3 protein-coding genes, 4 tRNA genes and 6 rRNA genes are annotated in these 15,289 nt (G+C 57.9%); 1 reads left to right on the forward strand and 12 read right to left on the reverse strand.

The annotated features are described in order from the left end of the window. Window positions 1-17: 17 nt before the first annotated feature. Entirely contained in the window at window positions 18-1,568 is a 1,551-nt protein-coding gene (gene tnpC / locus BEI_RS16325) for an IS66 family transposase (RefSeq protein ID WP_097788509.1), read from the forward strand. Window positions 1,569-1,707: 139 nt separating this feature from the next. Here the strand turns inward: tnpC and rrf (BEI_RS16330) are convergent. The 12 genes from rrf (BEI_RS16330) to ilvC form a co-directional block, all read right to left on the reverse strand. Next, window positions 1,708-1,823, reverse strand: a 5S ribosomal RNA gene (rrf, locus tag BEI_RS16330). 85 nt (window positions 1,824-1,908) lie between these two features. Further along, window positions 1,909-4,796: ribosomal RNA gene (locus tag BEI_RS16335) — 23S ribosomal RNA — on the reverse strand. Window positions 4,797-5,040: 244 nt separating this feature from the next. Further along, window positions 5,041-5,116: transfer RNA gene (locus BEI_RS16340), tRNA-Ala, on the reverse strand. A 199-nt stretch (window positions 5,117-5,315) separates the two neighbouring features. Continuing rightward, window positions 5,316-5,392: transfer RNA gene (locus BEI_RS16345), tRNA-Ile, on the reverse strand. Between the two features lie 95 nt (window positions 5,393-5,487). Then, a 16S ribosomal RNA gene (locus BEI_RS16350) occupies window positions 5,488-7,025 on the reverse strand. Between the two features lie 288 nt (window positions 7,026-7,313). Further along, a 5S ribosomal RNA gene (rrf, locus tag BEI_RS16355) occupies window positions 7,314-7,429 on the reverse strand. An 85-nt stretch (window positions 7,430-7,514) separates the two neighbouring features. Next, a 23S ribosomal RNA gene (locus BEI_RS16360) occupies window positions 7,515-10,402 on the reverse strand. Between the two features lie 244 nt (window positions 10,403-10,646). Further along, window positions 10,647-10,722, reverse strand: a tRNA-Ala gene (locus tag BEI_RS16365). Window positions 10,723-10,829: 107 nt separating this feature from the next. Beyond that, window positions 10,830-10,906, reverse strand: a tRNA-Ile gene (locus BEI_RS16370). Window positions 10,907-10,977: 71 nt separating this feature from the next. Beyond that, a 16S ribosomal RNA gene (locus tag BEI_RS16375) occupies window positions 10,978-12,515 on the reverse strand. The 16S, 23S and 5S rRNA genes sit together here with 4 tRNA genes alongside, the layout of an rRNA operon. Window positions 12,516-13,140: 625 nt before the next feature. Further along, on the reverse strand, window positions 13,141-13,959 hold the full coding sequence (pssA, locus tag BEI_RS16380) for a CDP-diacylglycerol--serine O-phosphatidyltransferase (RefSeq protein ID WP_097790512.1): 819 nt from the start codon (window positions 13,957-13,959) through the stop codon (window positions 13,141-13,143). 128 nt (window positions 13,960-14,087) lie between these two features. Beyond that, window positions 14,088-15,104, reverse strand: a complete 1,017-nt coding sequence (gene ilvC, locus BEI_RS16385; protein WP_097790513.1) for a ketol-acid reductoisomerase — start codon at window positions 15,102-15,104, stop codon at window positions 14,088-14,090. Between the last annotated feature and the right edge of the window lie 185 nt (window positions 15,105-15,289).

The raw sequence follows: 15,289 nt of genomic DNA on the forward strand, positions 1-15,289 counted from the left end.
GCTGGCATACTTGGCGGATGAAAACGCCGCCCGATCTGTCCCAGCTCACTCCCGATCAACTCCGTCACCTGGCGGCAACCCTGATGTCGCAGGTCGAGCAGCAGGAACAGGCACTGGCGCAGAGTCAGAAAACGCTGCGGCATACCGAGCAAGTCAATCAGAAGCTGAGCTACGAACTGGCGCTGCTCAAGCGCCATGCCTTCGGCAAGCGCAGCGAGCAGCTCAACGTCCTGCAGATCAGCCTGCTGGACGAGGTGGTGGATGCCGACATCGCCGCCATCGAGACCGAGCTGGAGGACCTGAAGCTCGCCTCCGCGACACCGACGCCCAAGAAGGCGCCCAAGCGCGCCCCCTTGCCGCCCGAACTCCCGCGCACCGAGATTCACCATGATCCGGAGAATGATCTCTGCGCGTGTGGTTGTCAGCTGCGGCGGATCGGCGAGGAAATCAGCGAGAAGCTCGACTACACGCCGGGCGTGTTCCACGTCGAGCGCCATATCCGTGGCAAGTGGGTCTGCGACCAGTGCGAGACGCTGACCCAGGCGCCGATGCCGGCGCAGATCATCGACAAGGGCATTCCCACCGCCGGCCTGTTGGCCCAGGTGCTGATCGCCAAGTATGCCGACCACCTGCCGCTCTATCGTCAGGAGCAGATCTTCGCCCGGGCTGGCGTGGCGATTCCGCGCTCCACCCTCGCCGAATGGGTCGGCGTCTGCGGCGTGCGGCTCCAACCGCTGATCGATGCCTTACGTGACCTACTGCTCAGCGAGCCGGTGCTGCATGCCGACGAGACCCCGGTGCCGATGCTGGCCCCGGGCAAGAAGAAGACGCACCGCGCCTACCTCTGGGCCTACGCCACCACGCCCTACGCCGGGTTGAAGGCGGTGGTCTACGACTTCAGCGAGAGTCGCGGCGGGCAGCATGCCCGTGACTTCCTCGGCGACTGGCGGGGCAAGCTGATCTGCGACGACTACAGCGGCTACAAGCAGAGCTTCGCCAACGGCGTCACCGAGATCGGCTGCATGGCCCATGCGCGTCGCAAGTTCGTCGACCTGCATGTGGCCGGCAAGAGCCAGATCGCCAAGCAGGCCATCGAGCTGATCGGCCAGCTCTACCAGGTGGAGCGCGAGGCACAGACGCTCACCGCGGAAGAGCGCCAACGACTGCGAGAGACACGAGCGAGGCCCATCGCCGACGCGCTGCACCGCTGGATGCTGGCTCACCGCGAGAAGGTGCCGAACGGCTCGGCGACGGCCAAGGCGCTGGACTACAGCCTGAAGCGTTGGGTGGCGCTGACACGCTACCTCGACGACGGCGGGCTGACGATCGACAACAACCGGGTTGAGAACCTGATTCGCCCCTGGACGCTGGGCCGCAGCAACTGGCTGTTCGCCGGGTCACTGCGCAGCGGCCAGCGCGCCGCCACCATCATGAGCCTGATCCAGTGCGCCAAGCTGAACGGCCATGAGCCCTACGCCTACCTGAAGGATGTGCTGGAACGGCTGCCGACACATAAGGCCAGCCAGCTCAGCGAACTCCTGCCTCACAACTGGCAGCACACCGACTGATTACCGGCAAGCGGTGTTGCCCGTTCGCTTACGCTTCACCGAACGATTGGCATCGTCAGGGCCCGCTTCAATGGCATGGCGGATGCCGAAATGAAAAGACCCCGGCTGCTGTCGCAACCGGGGTCTTCTCGGGATAGATGCCTGACGATGACCTACTCTCGCATGGGGAAGCCCCACACTACCATCGGCGCTGAGCGGTTTCACTGCTGAGTTCGGCATGGGATCAGGTGGTTCCCGCACGCTATGGTCGTCAGGCGAAAAGGGCAATGCGAATCATGCTGGCGAGCTACGTCTCGCGTATCCGCTGTCGTCCGTCATCGACAGACCACTTGGGTGTTATATGGTCAAGCCTCACGGGCCATTAGTACCGGTTAGCTCAACGCCTTGCAGCGCTTCCACACCCGGCCTATCAACCAGCTGGTCTTGCTGGGCCCTTCAGGAGGCTCGAGGCCTCGGGGAGATCTCATCTTGAAGGGGGCTTCCCGCTTAGATGCTTTCAGCGGTTATCCCGTCCGTACATAGCTACCCGGCAGTGCCACTGGCGTGACAACCGGAACACCAGAGGTACGTCCACTCCGGTCCTCTCGTACTAGGAGCAGCGCTTCTCAAATCTCCAGCGCCCACGGCAGATAGGGACCGAACTGTCTCACGACGTTCTAAACCCAGCTCGCGTACCACTTTAAATGGCGAACAGCCATACCCTTGGGACCGACTTCAGCCCCAGGATGTGATGAGCCGACATCGAGGTGCCAAACACCGCCGTCGATGTGAACTCTTGGGCGGTATCAGCCTGTTATCCCCGGAGTACCTTTTATCCGTTGAGCGATGGCCCTTCCATACAGAACCACCGGATCACTAGAACCTACTTTCGTACCTGCTCGACGTGTCTGTCTCGCAGTTAAGCACCCTTATGCTCTTGCACTCATTGCACGATTTCCAACCGTGCTGAGGGTACCTTCGTGCTCCTCCGTTACGCTTTGGGAGGAGACCGCCCCAGTCAAACTACCCACCACACACGGTCCTCGATCCGGATCACGGACCTGAGTTAGAACGCCAATGATGCCAGGCTGGTATTTCAAGGTCGGCTCCACCCGATCTGGCGACCGGGTTTCCAAGCCTCCCAGCTATCCTACACAAGCAACATCAGCGTCCAGTGTGAAGCTGTAGTAAAGGTTCACGGGGTCTTTCCGTCTAGCCGCGGGTACACAGCATCTTCACTGCGATTTCAATTTCACTGAGTCTCGGGTGGAGACAGCGTGGCCATCATTACGCCATTCGTGCAGGTCGGAACTTACCCGACAAGGAATTTCGCTACCTTAGGACCGTTATAGTTACGGCCGCCGTTTACCGGGGCTTCGATCAGGAGCTTCGCTTACGCTAACACCATCAATTAACCTTCCGGCACCGGGCAGGCGTCATACCCTATACGTCCGCTTACGCGTTTGCAGAGTACTGTGTTTTTAATAAACAGTTGCAGCCACCTGGTATCTTCGACCGCCTTCCGCTCCGGCCGCGAGGGCCTTCACGTAACGGCGGCGTGCCTTCTCCCGAAGTTACGGCACCATTTTGCCTAGTTCCTTCACCCGAGTTCTCTCAAGCGCCTTGGTATTCTCTACCTGACCACCTGTGTCGGTTTGGGGTACGGTCCCACTGTATCTGAAGCTTAGAGGCTTTTCCTGGAAGCGTGGCATCGATGACTTCCAGACCGTAGTCTGTTCGTCTCGTCTCTCGGCCTTGAGGAACCGGATTTGCCTGATTCCTCGGCCTACTGACTTTCACCAGGACAACCAACGCCTGGCTCACCTAGCCTTCTTCGTCCCCCCATCGCAATACAGTGAGGTACGGGAATATTGACCCGTTTCCCATCGACTACGCCTTTCGGCCTCGCCTTAGGGGCCGACTCACTCTGCTCCGATTAGCGTCGAACAGAAACCCTTGGTCTTCCGGCGGGGGAGTTTTTCACTCCCCTTATCGTTACTCATGTCAGCATTCGCACTCGTGATACCTCCAGCCAACCTCTCGATTGACCTTCGTCGGCGTACACGACGCTCCTCTACCGCGCGTCATTCGACGCACCCGTAGCTTCGGTACCTGGTTTGAGCCCCGTTACATCTTCCGCGCAGGCCGACTCGACTAGTGAGCTATTACGCTTTCTTTAAAGGATGGCTGCTTCTAAGCCAACCTCCTAGCTGTCTAAGCCTTCCCACATCGTTTCCCACTTAACCAGGATTTCGGGACCTTAGCTGACGGTCTGGGTTGTTTCCCTTTTCACAACGGACGTTAGCACCCGCTGTGTGTCTCCCACGCTGGCACTCACCGGTATTCGGAGTTTGCCTCGGTTTGGTAAGTCGGGATGACCCCCTAGCCGAAACAGTGCTCTACCCCCGGCGGTGATACGTGAGGCGCTACCTAAATAGCTTTCGAGGAGAACCAGCTATCTCCGGGCTTGATTAGCCTTTCACTCCGATCCACAAGTCATCCAAATCTTTTTCAACAGATCCTGGTTCGGGCCTCCAGTTGATGTTACTCAACCTTCACCCTGCTCATGGATAGATCGCCCGGTTTCGGGTCTATTCCCAGCGACTGGTCGCCCAGTTAAGACTCGGTTTCCCTACGCCTCCCCTATACGGTTAAGCTCGCCACTGAAAATAAGTCGCTGACCCATTATACAAAAGGTACGCGGTCACGGGACGCGCCCGCTCCCACTGCTTGTACGCATACGGTTTCAGGGTCTATTTCACTCCCCTCTCCGGGGTTCTTTTCGCCTTTCCCTCACGGTACTGGTTCACTATCGGTCAGCCAGGAGTATTTAGCCTTGGAGGATGGTCCCCCCGTCTTCAGTCAAGGTTTCACGTGCCCCGACCTACTCGATTTCACATGATCAGGCTTTCGGCTACGGGACTATCACCCTGTATCGTTGAGCTTCCCAGCTCATTCGCCTAACCGGTCACATGCTTAAGGGCTGGTCCCCGTTCGCTCGCCGCTACTGGGGGAATCTCGGTTGATTTCTTTTCCTCGGGGTACTTAGATGTTTCAGTTCCCCCGGTTCGCCTCCCGCACCTATGGATTCAGTGCGGGATACTCAGGTTACCCTGAGTGGGTTTCCCCATTCGGAAATGCCCGGGTCGCAGGTTGTTTGCCACCTCGCCGAGCCTTATCGCAGGCTTCCACGTCCTTCATCGCCTCTGGCTGCCAAGGCATCCACCGTATGCGCTTCATCGCTTGACCATATAACCCCAAGGGGTCTGATCCGCGATGACGACAACGACAATTGCCGGATACGCTTGAGACGTATCTCATGCCCTTCCCTCTCGGGAAGAGCCTTTGTCAGCATGATTCACATTGTTAAAGAGCGTTTAAAGCGAGAAGCTTTAAGCTGGAAGCTTGAAGAAAGGGCCTGCCTTTCAAGCGTCTAGCTTAAAACTTCAGTGACTGTCGGGATTCTTCGAGCTTCCGGCTTCAAGCTCAAGCGTGGTGGAGCCTACCGGGATCGAACCGGTGACCTCCTGCGTGCAAGGCAGGCGCTCTCCCAGCTGAGCTAAGGCCCCTCTGACTCACCCATCACGCGACATGGGAATTTGTGCAAGACGAGGCGCTTTTCGCCGACGTGTAGCCTGCTACACGAGGAGGAAAGCAACGACGTATTGCGCAAATTTGGTGGGTCTGGGCAGACTTGAAGAAACCCGGCGACCTCACCCTCCTCTCTTTCACACCCTGGGGTGCGCTCCAACCAACTGAGCGAGAGAATGGTGGGTCTGGGCAGACTTGAACTGCCGACCTCACCCTTATCAGGGGTGCGCTCTAACCAACTGAGCTACAGACCCATTGGTCACGCTGGGCCTATACCCAAACAGTCTTTGCTCTGGCCGATCAGGTAATTCATTGTGGGCACTTGCCGGGTGCCGGCGACGTCGTCGATTAAGGAGGTGATCCAGCCGCAGGTTCCCCTACGGCTACCTTGTTACGACTTCACCCCAGTCATGAACCACACCGTGGTGATCGCCCTCCGAAGTTAGGCTAACCACTTCTGGTGCAGTCCACTCCCATGGTGTGACGGGCGGTGTGTACAAGGCCCGGGAACGTATTCACCGTGACATTCTGATTCACGATTACTAGCGATTCCGACTTCACGGAGTCGAGTTGCAGACTCCGATCCGGACTGAGACCGGCTTTTTGGGATTAGCTCCACCTCGCGGCATTGCAACCCTCTGTACCGGCCATTGTAGCACGTGTGTAGCCCTACCCGTAAGGGCCATGATGACTTGACGTCGTCCCCACCTTCCTCCGGTTTGTCACCGGCAGTCTCCCTAGAGTTCCCGACCGAATCGCTGGCAAATAGGGACAAGGGTTGCGCTCGTTACGGGACTTAACCCAACATTTCACAACACGAGCTGACGACAGCCATGCAGCACCTGTCTGAGCGTTCCCGAAGGCACCAATCCATCTCTGGAAAGTTCGCTCGATGTCAAGGGTAGGTAAGGTTCTTCGCGTTGCATCGAATTAAACCACATGCTCCACCGCTTGTGCGGGCCCCCGTCAATTCATTTGAGTTTTAACCTTGCGGCCGTACTCCCCAGGCGGTCGACTTATCGCGTTAACTGCGCCACAAAGGTCTCGAGGACCCCAACGGCTAGTCGACATCGTTTACGGCGTGGACTACCAGGGTATCTAATCCTGTTTGCTACCCACGCTTTCGCACCTCAGCGTCAGTGTCAGTCCAGAAGGCCGCCTTCGCCACTGGTATTCCTCCCGATCTCTACGCATTTCACCGCTACACCGGGAATTCTACCTTCCTCTCCTGCACTCTAGCCTGACAGTTCCGGATGCCGTTCCCAGGTTGAGCCCGGGGCTTTCACAACCGGCTTATCAAGCCGCCTACGCGCGCTTTACGCCCAGTAATTCCGATTAACGCTCGCACCCTCCGTATTACCGCGGCTGCTGGCACGGAGTTAGCCGGTGCTTCTTCTGTGAGTGATGTCCTTCCTGCGGGGTATTAACCCGCAAGCGTTCTTCCTCACTGAAAGTGCTTTACAACCCGAGGGCCTTCTTCACACACGCGGCATGGCTGGATCAGGCTTTCGCCCATTGTCCAATATTCCCCACTGCTGCCTCCCGTAGGAGTTCGGGCCGTGTCTCAGTCCCGATGTGGCTGATCATCCTCTCAGACCAGCTACGGATCGCGGCCTTGGTGAGCCATTACCTCACCAACTAGCTAATCCGACATAGGCTCATCCGATAGCGCAAGGTCCGAAGATCCCCTGCTTTCTCCCGTAGGACGTATGCGGTATTAGCCTGGGTTTCCCCAGGTTATCCCCCACTACCGGGCAGATTCCTATGCATTACTCACCCGTCCGCCGCTCGACGCCTGGAAGCAAGCTTCCATCGTTTCCGCTCGACTTGCATGTGTTAGGCCTGCCGCCAGCGTTCAATCTGAGCCATGATCAAACTCTTCAGTTTAAAAGCTTGATAGTTCCATAAGGCAGGAACCAAACCTGGCTCAAGGTTCAAACGTCTCGTTTGACGAGTCGCTTGCCTTGATATTCAGTGACTGGTCACCGACATCCCGACAAGCGCCCACATGAATTACCTGATCGATTGTTAAAGAGCATCTTGCATTGCCGTCCGTCTCGGCCGGCGCCCTGCAAGGGAGGCTTATTCTACGTAACCCCGGCTCCGTGTCAACAGAAGATTTCCGGCGGTTACTCAAGCCACGGCACCTACAGACCGAAGCTTTTCGGAATAAGTGCCTGACGATGACCTACTCTCGCATGGGGAGGCCCCACACTACCATCGGCGCTGAGCGGTTTCACTGCTGAGTTCGGCATGGGATCAGGTGGTTCCCGCACGCTATGGTCGTCAGGCGAAAAGGGCAATGCGAATCATGCTGGCGAGCTACGTCTCGCGTATCCGCTGTCGTCCGTCATCGACAGACCACTTGGGTGTTATATGGTCAAGCCTCACGGGCCATTAGTACCGGTTAGCTCAACGCCTTGCAGCGCTTCCACACCCGGCCTATCAACCAGCTGGTCTTGCTGGGCCCTTCAGGAGGCTCGAGGCCTCGGGGAGATCTCATCTTGAAGGGGGCTTCCCGCTTAGATGCTTTCAGCGGTTATCCCGTCCGTACATAGCTACCCGGCAGTGCCACTGGCGTGACAACCGGAACACCAGAGGTACGTCCACTCCGGTCCTCTCGTACTAGGAGCAGCGCTTCTCAAATCTCCAGCGCCCACGGCAGATAGGGACCGAACTGTCTCACGACGTTCTAAACCCAGCTCGCGTACCACTTTAAATGGCGAACAGCCATACCCTTGGGACCGACTTCAGCCCCAGGATGTGATGAGCCGACATCGAGGTGCCAAACACCGCCGTCGATGTGAACTCTTGGGCGGTATCAGCCTGTTATCCCCGGAGTACCTTTTATCCGTTGAGCGATGGCCCTTCCATACAGAACCACCGGATCACTAGAACCTACTTTCGTACCTGCTCGACGTGTCTGTCTCGCAGTTAAGCACCCTTATGCTCTTGCACTCATTGCACGATTTCCAACCGTGCTGAGGGTACCTTCGTGCTCCTCCGTTACGCTTTGGGAGGAGACCGCCCCAGTCAAACTACCCACCACACACGGTCCTCGATCCGGATCACGGACCTGAGTTAGAACGCCAATGATGCCAGGCTGGTATTTCAAGGTCGGCTCCACCCGATCTGGCGACCGGGTTTCCAAGCCTCCCAGCTATCCTACACAAGCAACATCAGCGTCCAGTGTGAAGCTGTAGTAAAGGTTCACGGGGTCTTTCCGTCTAGCCGCGGGTACACAGCATCTTCACTGCGATTTCAATTTCACTGAGTCTCGGGTGGAGACAGCGTGGCCATCATTACGCCATTCGTGCAGGTCGGAACTTACCCGACAAGGAATTTCGCTACCTTAGGACCGTTATAGTTACGGCCGCCGTTTACCGGGGCTTCGATCAGGAGCTTCGCTTACGCTAACACCATCAATTAACCTTCCGGCACCGGGCAGGCGTCATACCCTATACGTCCGCTTACGCGTTTGCAGAGTACTGTGTTTTTAATAAACAGTTGCAGCCACCTGGTATCTTCGACCGCCTTCCGCTCCGGCCGCGAGGGCCTTCACGTAACGGCGGCGTGCCTTCTCCCGAAGTTACGGCACCATTTTGCCTAGTTCCTTCACCCGAGTTCTCTCAAGCGCCTTGGTATTCTCTACCTGACCACCTGTGTCGGTTTGGGGTACGGTCCCACTGTATCTGAAGCTTAGAGGCTTTTCCTGGAAGCGTGGCATCGATGACTTCCAGACCGTAGTCTGTTCGTCTCGTCTCTCGGCCTTGAGGAACCGGATTTGCCTGATTCCTCGGCCTACTGACTTTCACCAGGACAACCAACGCCTGGCTCACCTAGCCTTCTTCGTCCCCCCATCGCAATACAGTGAGGTACGGGAATATTGACCCGTTTCCCATCGACTACGCCTTTCGGCCTCGCCTTAGGGGCCGACTCACTCTGCTCCGATTAGCGTCGAACAGAAACCCTTGGTCTTCCGGCGGGGGAGTTTTTCACTCCCCTTATCGTTACTCATGTCAGCATTCGCACTCGTGATACCTCCAGCCAACCTCTCGATTGACCTTCGTCGGCGTACACGACGCTCCTCTACCGCGCGTCATTCGACGCACCCGTAGCTTCGGTACCTGGTTTGAGCCCCGTTACATCTTCCGCGCAGGCCGACTCGACTAGTGAGCTATTACGCTTTCTTTAAAGGATGGCTGCTTCTAAGCCAACCTCCTAGCTGTCTAAGCCTTCCCACATCGTTTCCCACTTAACCAGGATTTCGGGACCTTAGCTGACGGTCTGGGTTGTTTCCCTTTTCACAACGGACGTTAGCACCCGCTGTGTGTCTCCCACGCTGGCACTCACCGGTATTCGGAGTTTGCCTCGGTTTGGTAAGTCGGGATGACCCCCTAGCCGAAACAGTGCTCTACCCCCGGCGGTGATACGTGAGGCGCTACCTAAATAGCTTTCGAGGAGAACCAGCTATCTCCGGGCTTGATTAGCCTTTCACTCCGATCCACAAGTCATCCAAATCTTTTTCAACAGATCCTGGTTCGGGCCTCCAGTTGATGTTACTCAACCTTCACCCTGCTCATGGATAGATCGCCCGGTTTCGGGTCTATTCCCAGCGACTGGTCGCCCAGTTAAGACTCGGTTTCCCTACGCCTCCCCTATACGGTTAAGCTCGCCACTGAAAATAAGTCGCTGACCCATTATACAAAAGGTACGCGGTCACGGGACGCGCCCGCTCCCACTGCTTGTACGCATACGGTTTCAGGGTCTATTTCACTCCCCTCTCCGGGGTTCTTTTCGCCTTTCCCTCACGGTACTGGTTCACTATCGGTCAGCCAGGAGTATTTAGCCTTGGAGGATGGTCCCCCCGTCTTCAGTCAAGGTTTCACGTGCCCCGACCTACTCGATTTCACATGATCAGGCTTTCGGCTACGGGACTATCACCCTGTATCGTTGAGCTTCCCAGCTCATTCGCCTAACCGGTCACATGCTTAAGGGCTGGTCCCCGTTCGCTCGCCGCTACTGGGGGAATCTCGGTTGATTTCTTTTCCTCGGGGTACTTAGATGTTTCAGTTCCCCCGGTTCGCCTCCCGCACCTATGGATTCAGTGCGGGATACTCAGGTTACCCTGAGTGGGTTTCCCCATTCGGAAATGCCCGGGTCGCAGGTTGTTTGCCACCTCGCCGAGCCTTATCGCAGGCTTCCACGTCCTTCATCGCCTCTGGCTGCCAAGGCATCCACCGTATGCGCTTCATCGCTTGACCATATAACCCCAAGGGGTCTGATCCGCGATGACGACAACGACAATTGCCGGATACGCTTGAGACGTATCTCATGCCCTTCCCTCTCGGGAAGAGCCTTTGTCAGCATGATTCACATTGTTAAAGAGCGTTTAAAGCGAGAAGCTTTAAGCTGGAAGCTTGAAGAAAGGGCCTGCCTTTCAAGCGTCTAGCTTAAAACTTCAGTGACTGTCGGGATTCTTCGAGCTTCCGGCTTCAAGCTCAAGCGTGGTGGAGCCTACCGGGATCGAACCGGTGACCTCCTGCGTGCAAGGCAGGCGCTCTCCCAGCTGAGCTAAGGCCCCTCTGACTCACCCATCACGCGACATGGGAATTTGTACAAGACGAGGCGCTTTTCGCCGACGTGTAGCCTGCTACACGAGGAGGAAAGCAACGACGTATTGCGCAAATTTGGTGGGTCTGGGCAGACTTGAACTGCCGACCTCACCCTTATCAGGGGTGCGCTCTAACCAACTGAGCTACAGACCCAAACAGTCTTTGCTCTGGCCGATCAGGTAATTCATTGTGAGCACTTGCCGGGTGTCGGCGACGTCGTCGATTAAGGAGGTGATCCAGCCGCAGGTTCCCCTACGGCTACCTTGTTACGACTTCACCCCAGTCATGAACCACACCGTGGTGATCGCCCTCCGAAGTTAGGCTAACCACTTCTGGTGCAGTCCACTCCCATGGTGTGACGGGCGGTGTGTACAAGGCCCGGGAACGTATTCACCGTGACATTCTGATTCACGATTACTAGCGATTCCGACTTCACGGAGTCGAGTTGCAGACTCCGATCCGGACTGAGACCGGCTTTTTGGGATTAGCTCCACCTCGCGGCATTGCAACCCTCTGTACCGGCCATTGTAGCACGTGTGTAGCCCTACCCGTAAGGGCCATGATGACTTGACGTCGTCCCCACCTTCCTCCGGTTTGTCACCGGCAGTCTCCCTAGAGTTCCCGACCGAATCGCTGGCAAATAGGGACAAGGGTTGCGCTCGTTACGGGACTTAACCCAACATTTCACAACACGAGCTGACGACAGCCATGCAGCACCTGTCTGAGCGTTCCCGAAGGCACCAATCCATCTCTGGAAAGTTCGCTCGATGTCAAGGGTAGGTAAGGTTCTTCGCGTTGCATCGAATTAAACCACATGCTCCACCGCTTGTGCGGGCCCCCGTCAATTCATTTGAGTTTTAACCTTGCGGCCGTACTCCCCAGGCGGTCGACTTATCGCGTTAACTGCGCCACAAAGGTCTCGAGGACCCCAACGGCTAGTCGACATCGTTTACGGCGTGGACTACCAGGGTATCTAATCCTGTTTGCTACCCACGCTTTCGCACCTCAGCGTCAGTGTCAGTCCAGAAGGCCGCCTTCGCCACTGGTATTCCTCCCGATCTCTACGCATTTCACCGCTACACCGGGAATTCTACCTTCCTCTCCTGCACTCTAGCCTGACAGTTCCGGATGCCGTTCCCAGGTTGAGCCCGGGGCTTTCACAACCGGCTTATCAAGCCGCCTACGCGCGCTTTACGCCCAGTAATTCCGATTAACGCTCGCACCCTCCGTATTACCGCGGCTGCTGGCACGGAGTTAGCCGGTGCTTCTTCTGTGAGTGATGTCCTTCCTGCGGGGTATTAACCCGCAAGCGTTCTTCCTCACTGAAAGTGCTTTACAACCCGAGGGCCTTCTTCACACACGCGGCATGGCTGGATCAGGCTTTCGCCCATTGTCCAATATTCCCCACTGCTGCCTCCCGTAGGAGTTCGGGCCGTGTCTCAGTCCCGATGTGGCTGATCATCCTCTCAGACCAGCTACGGATCGCGGCCTTGGTGAGCCATTACCTCACCAACTAGCTAATCCGACATAGGCTCATCCGATAGCGCAAGGTCCGAAGATCCCCTGCTTTCTCCCGTAGGACGTATGCGGTATTAGCCTGGGTTTCCCCAGGTTATCCCCCACTACCGGGCAGATTCCTATGCATTACTCACCCGTCCGCCGCTCGACGCCTGGAAGCAAGCTTCCATCGTTTCCGCTCGACTTGCATGTGTTAGGCCTGCCGCCAGCGTTCAATCTGAGCCATGATCAAACTCTTCAGTTTAAAAGCTTGATAGTTCCATAAGGCAGGAACCAAACCTGGCTCAAGGTTCAAACGTCTCGTTTGACGAGTCGCTTGCCTTGATATTCAGTGACTGGTCACCGACATCCCGACAAGCGCCCACATGAATTACCTGATCGATTGTTAAAGAGCATCTTGCATTGCCATCCGCTTGGCCGGCGCCCTGCAAGGAAGGCGTATTCTACGTGATCGGCGCGTCGTGTCAAACCCGTTTTTTCGACCACTTCCGAGGAAGCGACCCGGGCGACCGTGCGACCATCTCGGCGAGATGGCGTCCGATCGAGTGGCGGGCATTCTACCGAAACCGGCGAGCCTGTCAAGCGGGCGATCCTCGAAACCTTCGAAAAACCCTCGGCAAAACAAGCACTTCTGCCACTCCTCACCGCCTGGGACGTGACCCGTCGCCGGCAGCGGATGCGTACTTTACGGATTCCAGCGGAGTGGTGCAAGCCTTTTCTGAAGATTCCCACCGGACCACGCCATCAGCTATCCACAACCCGTCGTCACATAGCCCGCCTGTGGGTAACTCAACCTGCGAACAGGAAGACAACAACGCCCGCGCATGGCGGGCGTCAAAGGCAGACCACTCGCATTCCAGGCCGGAGGCCTAACGCAACTTGCGAAGCAAGGCCAATACCGGTCCCGAAGCGACATAGGTGCCGAACAGCAGCAGGAGCATCACCGAGGGCTCGATGGAAATGACCACGAAGCCGAGCACGATGGCCAACAACATGACGAAGGGGACCGGCCCCTTGAGGTCGATGTCCTTGAAGCTGTAGTAGCGGATATTGCTGACCATCAGCACGCCGGCGGCCCCGACCACGAAGAGCATCAACAGCTTGAAGCCGAAGGCATCGGCATCGAAGTTATGGAAGGTCCAGACACTGGCCGCCACCACGGCCGCGGCCGACGGGCTCGGCAGGCCGATGAACCACTTCTTGTCGACGCTGCCGATCTGGACATTGAACCTGGCCAGGCGCAAGGCCGCGCAGGCCACGTAGAGGAAGGCCACCACCCAGCCAGTCTTGCCCACGTCCTGCAGGATCCAGGTGAAAGCGACCAGTCCGGGCGCCACCCCGAAGGACAGCATGTCGGAAAGGGAATCGAACTCGGCGCCGAAGGCACTCTGGGTGTTGGTCAGCCGTGCGACCCGGCCATCCAGGCCATCCAGGACCATGGCGATGAAGATGGCCACCGAGGCGGCAGTGAAGTCGCCGTTGATGGCCGCGACCACGGCGAAGAATCCGGAGAAGAGCGCCGAAGTGGTCAGGAGATTGGGCAGCAGGTAGATGCCCTTGCGCCGGACCTTCTTGCCGCCCTCCATGGCCTCCTCGACCACTTCCGACTCGCGCATGAAGGTCTTCGCCAGATCATCGCCTTCCGAATCGTGCGTCTCTGGGTCGCTGTTGCGGGAGTCCTGGCTCATCTCTGTCATCCGTTTCGACTGGGAATCCCCCCATTCTACACGGACTGCCGCCGTTGACTCATCGCCCCCGGACGCAGAAGAGGGCGCGGATGACCGCGCCCTCCACGATGCCTGTTCGCCGGGGGCGATCAGTTCTTGGACTTGTCGACCAGCTGGTTGGCGGCGATCCAGGGCATCATGGCACGCAGCTTCTCGCCCACCTGCTCGATCGGATGCTCGGCGTTGAGCCGGCGACGCGCGGTCATCGAGGGATAGTTGGTGTTGCCCTCGTTGATGAACATCTTGGCGTACTCCCCGGTCTGGATGCGCTTGAGTGCGTTGCGCATGGCCTCACGGGACTGCTCGTTGATGACTTCACCGCCGGTGACGTACTCGCCGTACTCCGCGTTGTTGGAGATGGAGTAGTTCATGTTGGCGATGCCGCCTTCGTACATCAGGTCGACGATCAGCTTGAGCTCGTGCAGGCACTCGAAGTAGGCCATCTCCGGGGCATAGCCGGCCTCGGTCAGGGTCTCGAAGCCGGCCTTGACCAGCTCGACCGCACCGCCGCACAACACCGCCTGCTCACCGAAGAGGTCGGTCTCGGTCTCGTCCTTGAAGGTGGTCTCGATGATGCCGCTGCGACCGCCGCCGATCGCCGCGGCGTAGGACAGGGCCAGCTCCTTGGCGGAACCGGAAGCATCCTGGTGGATGGCGATCAGGTCGGGGATGCCGCCACCACGGGTGAACTCGGAACGCACGGTGTGGCCCGGTGCCTTGGGCGCGATCATGATCACGTCCAGGTCGCTGCGCGGCTCGATCTGGTTGTAGTGGATGTTGAAGCCGTGGGCGAAGGCCAGGGTCGCGCCCTGCTTCAGGTTGGGAGCGATCTGCTGCTCGTAGATGGCCTTCTGATTCTCGTCCGGGGCCAGCACCATCACCACGTCGGCGATCTTGGCCGCCTCTTCCACGGAAGCGACCTTGAGACCGGCGGCCTCGGCCTTGGCGGCGGAGGAGGAACCCTGGCGCAGGGCGACGGTCACGTCGACGCCGGACTCCTTGAGGTTGTTGGCATGGGCATGGCCCTGGGAACCGTAGCCCACGATGGCCACCTGCTTGCCCTGGACGAGGGAGAGATCGCAGTCCTTATCGTAGTAAACGCGCATGAGGGTGCTCCTGGAGATGAAGGTGAACGTCGGTGTCAGCGTCGATGGCCACCCGCGCCGTCTTGTCGCGGCGCTGGGAGTCGGGCTCCGGGACGCGTCCCGGTCGATGCATCGACTGTACGCCAGCCCCCTCGTTGCGTAAAACGCTATATTTGCAACGTGACGTTTCTTTCTGTGCAATACTA

The organism is Halomonas beimenensis (assembly GCF_002549795.1).
GTDB lineage: Bacteria > Pseudomonadota > Gammaproteobacteria > Pseudomonadales > Halomonadaceae > Halomonas > Halomonas beimenensis.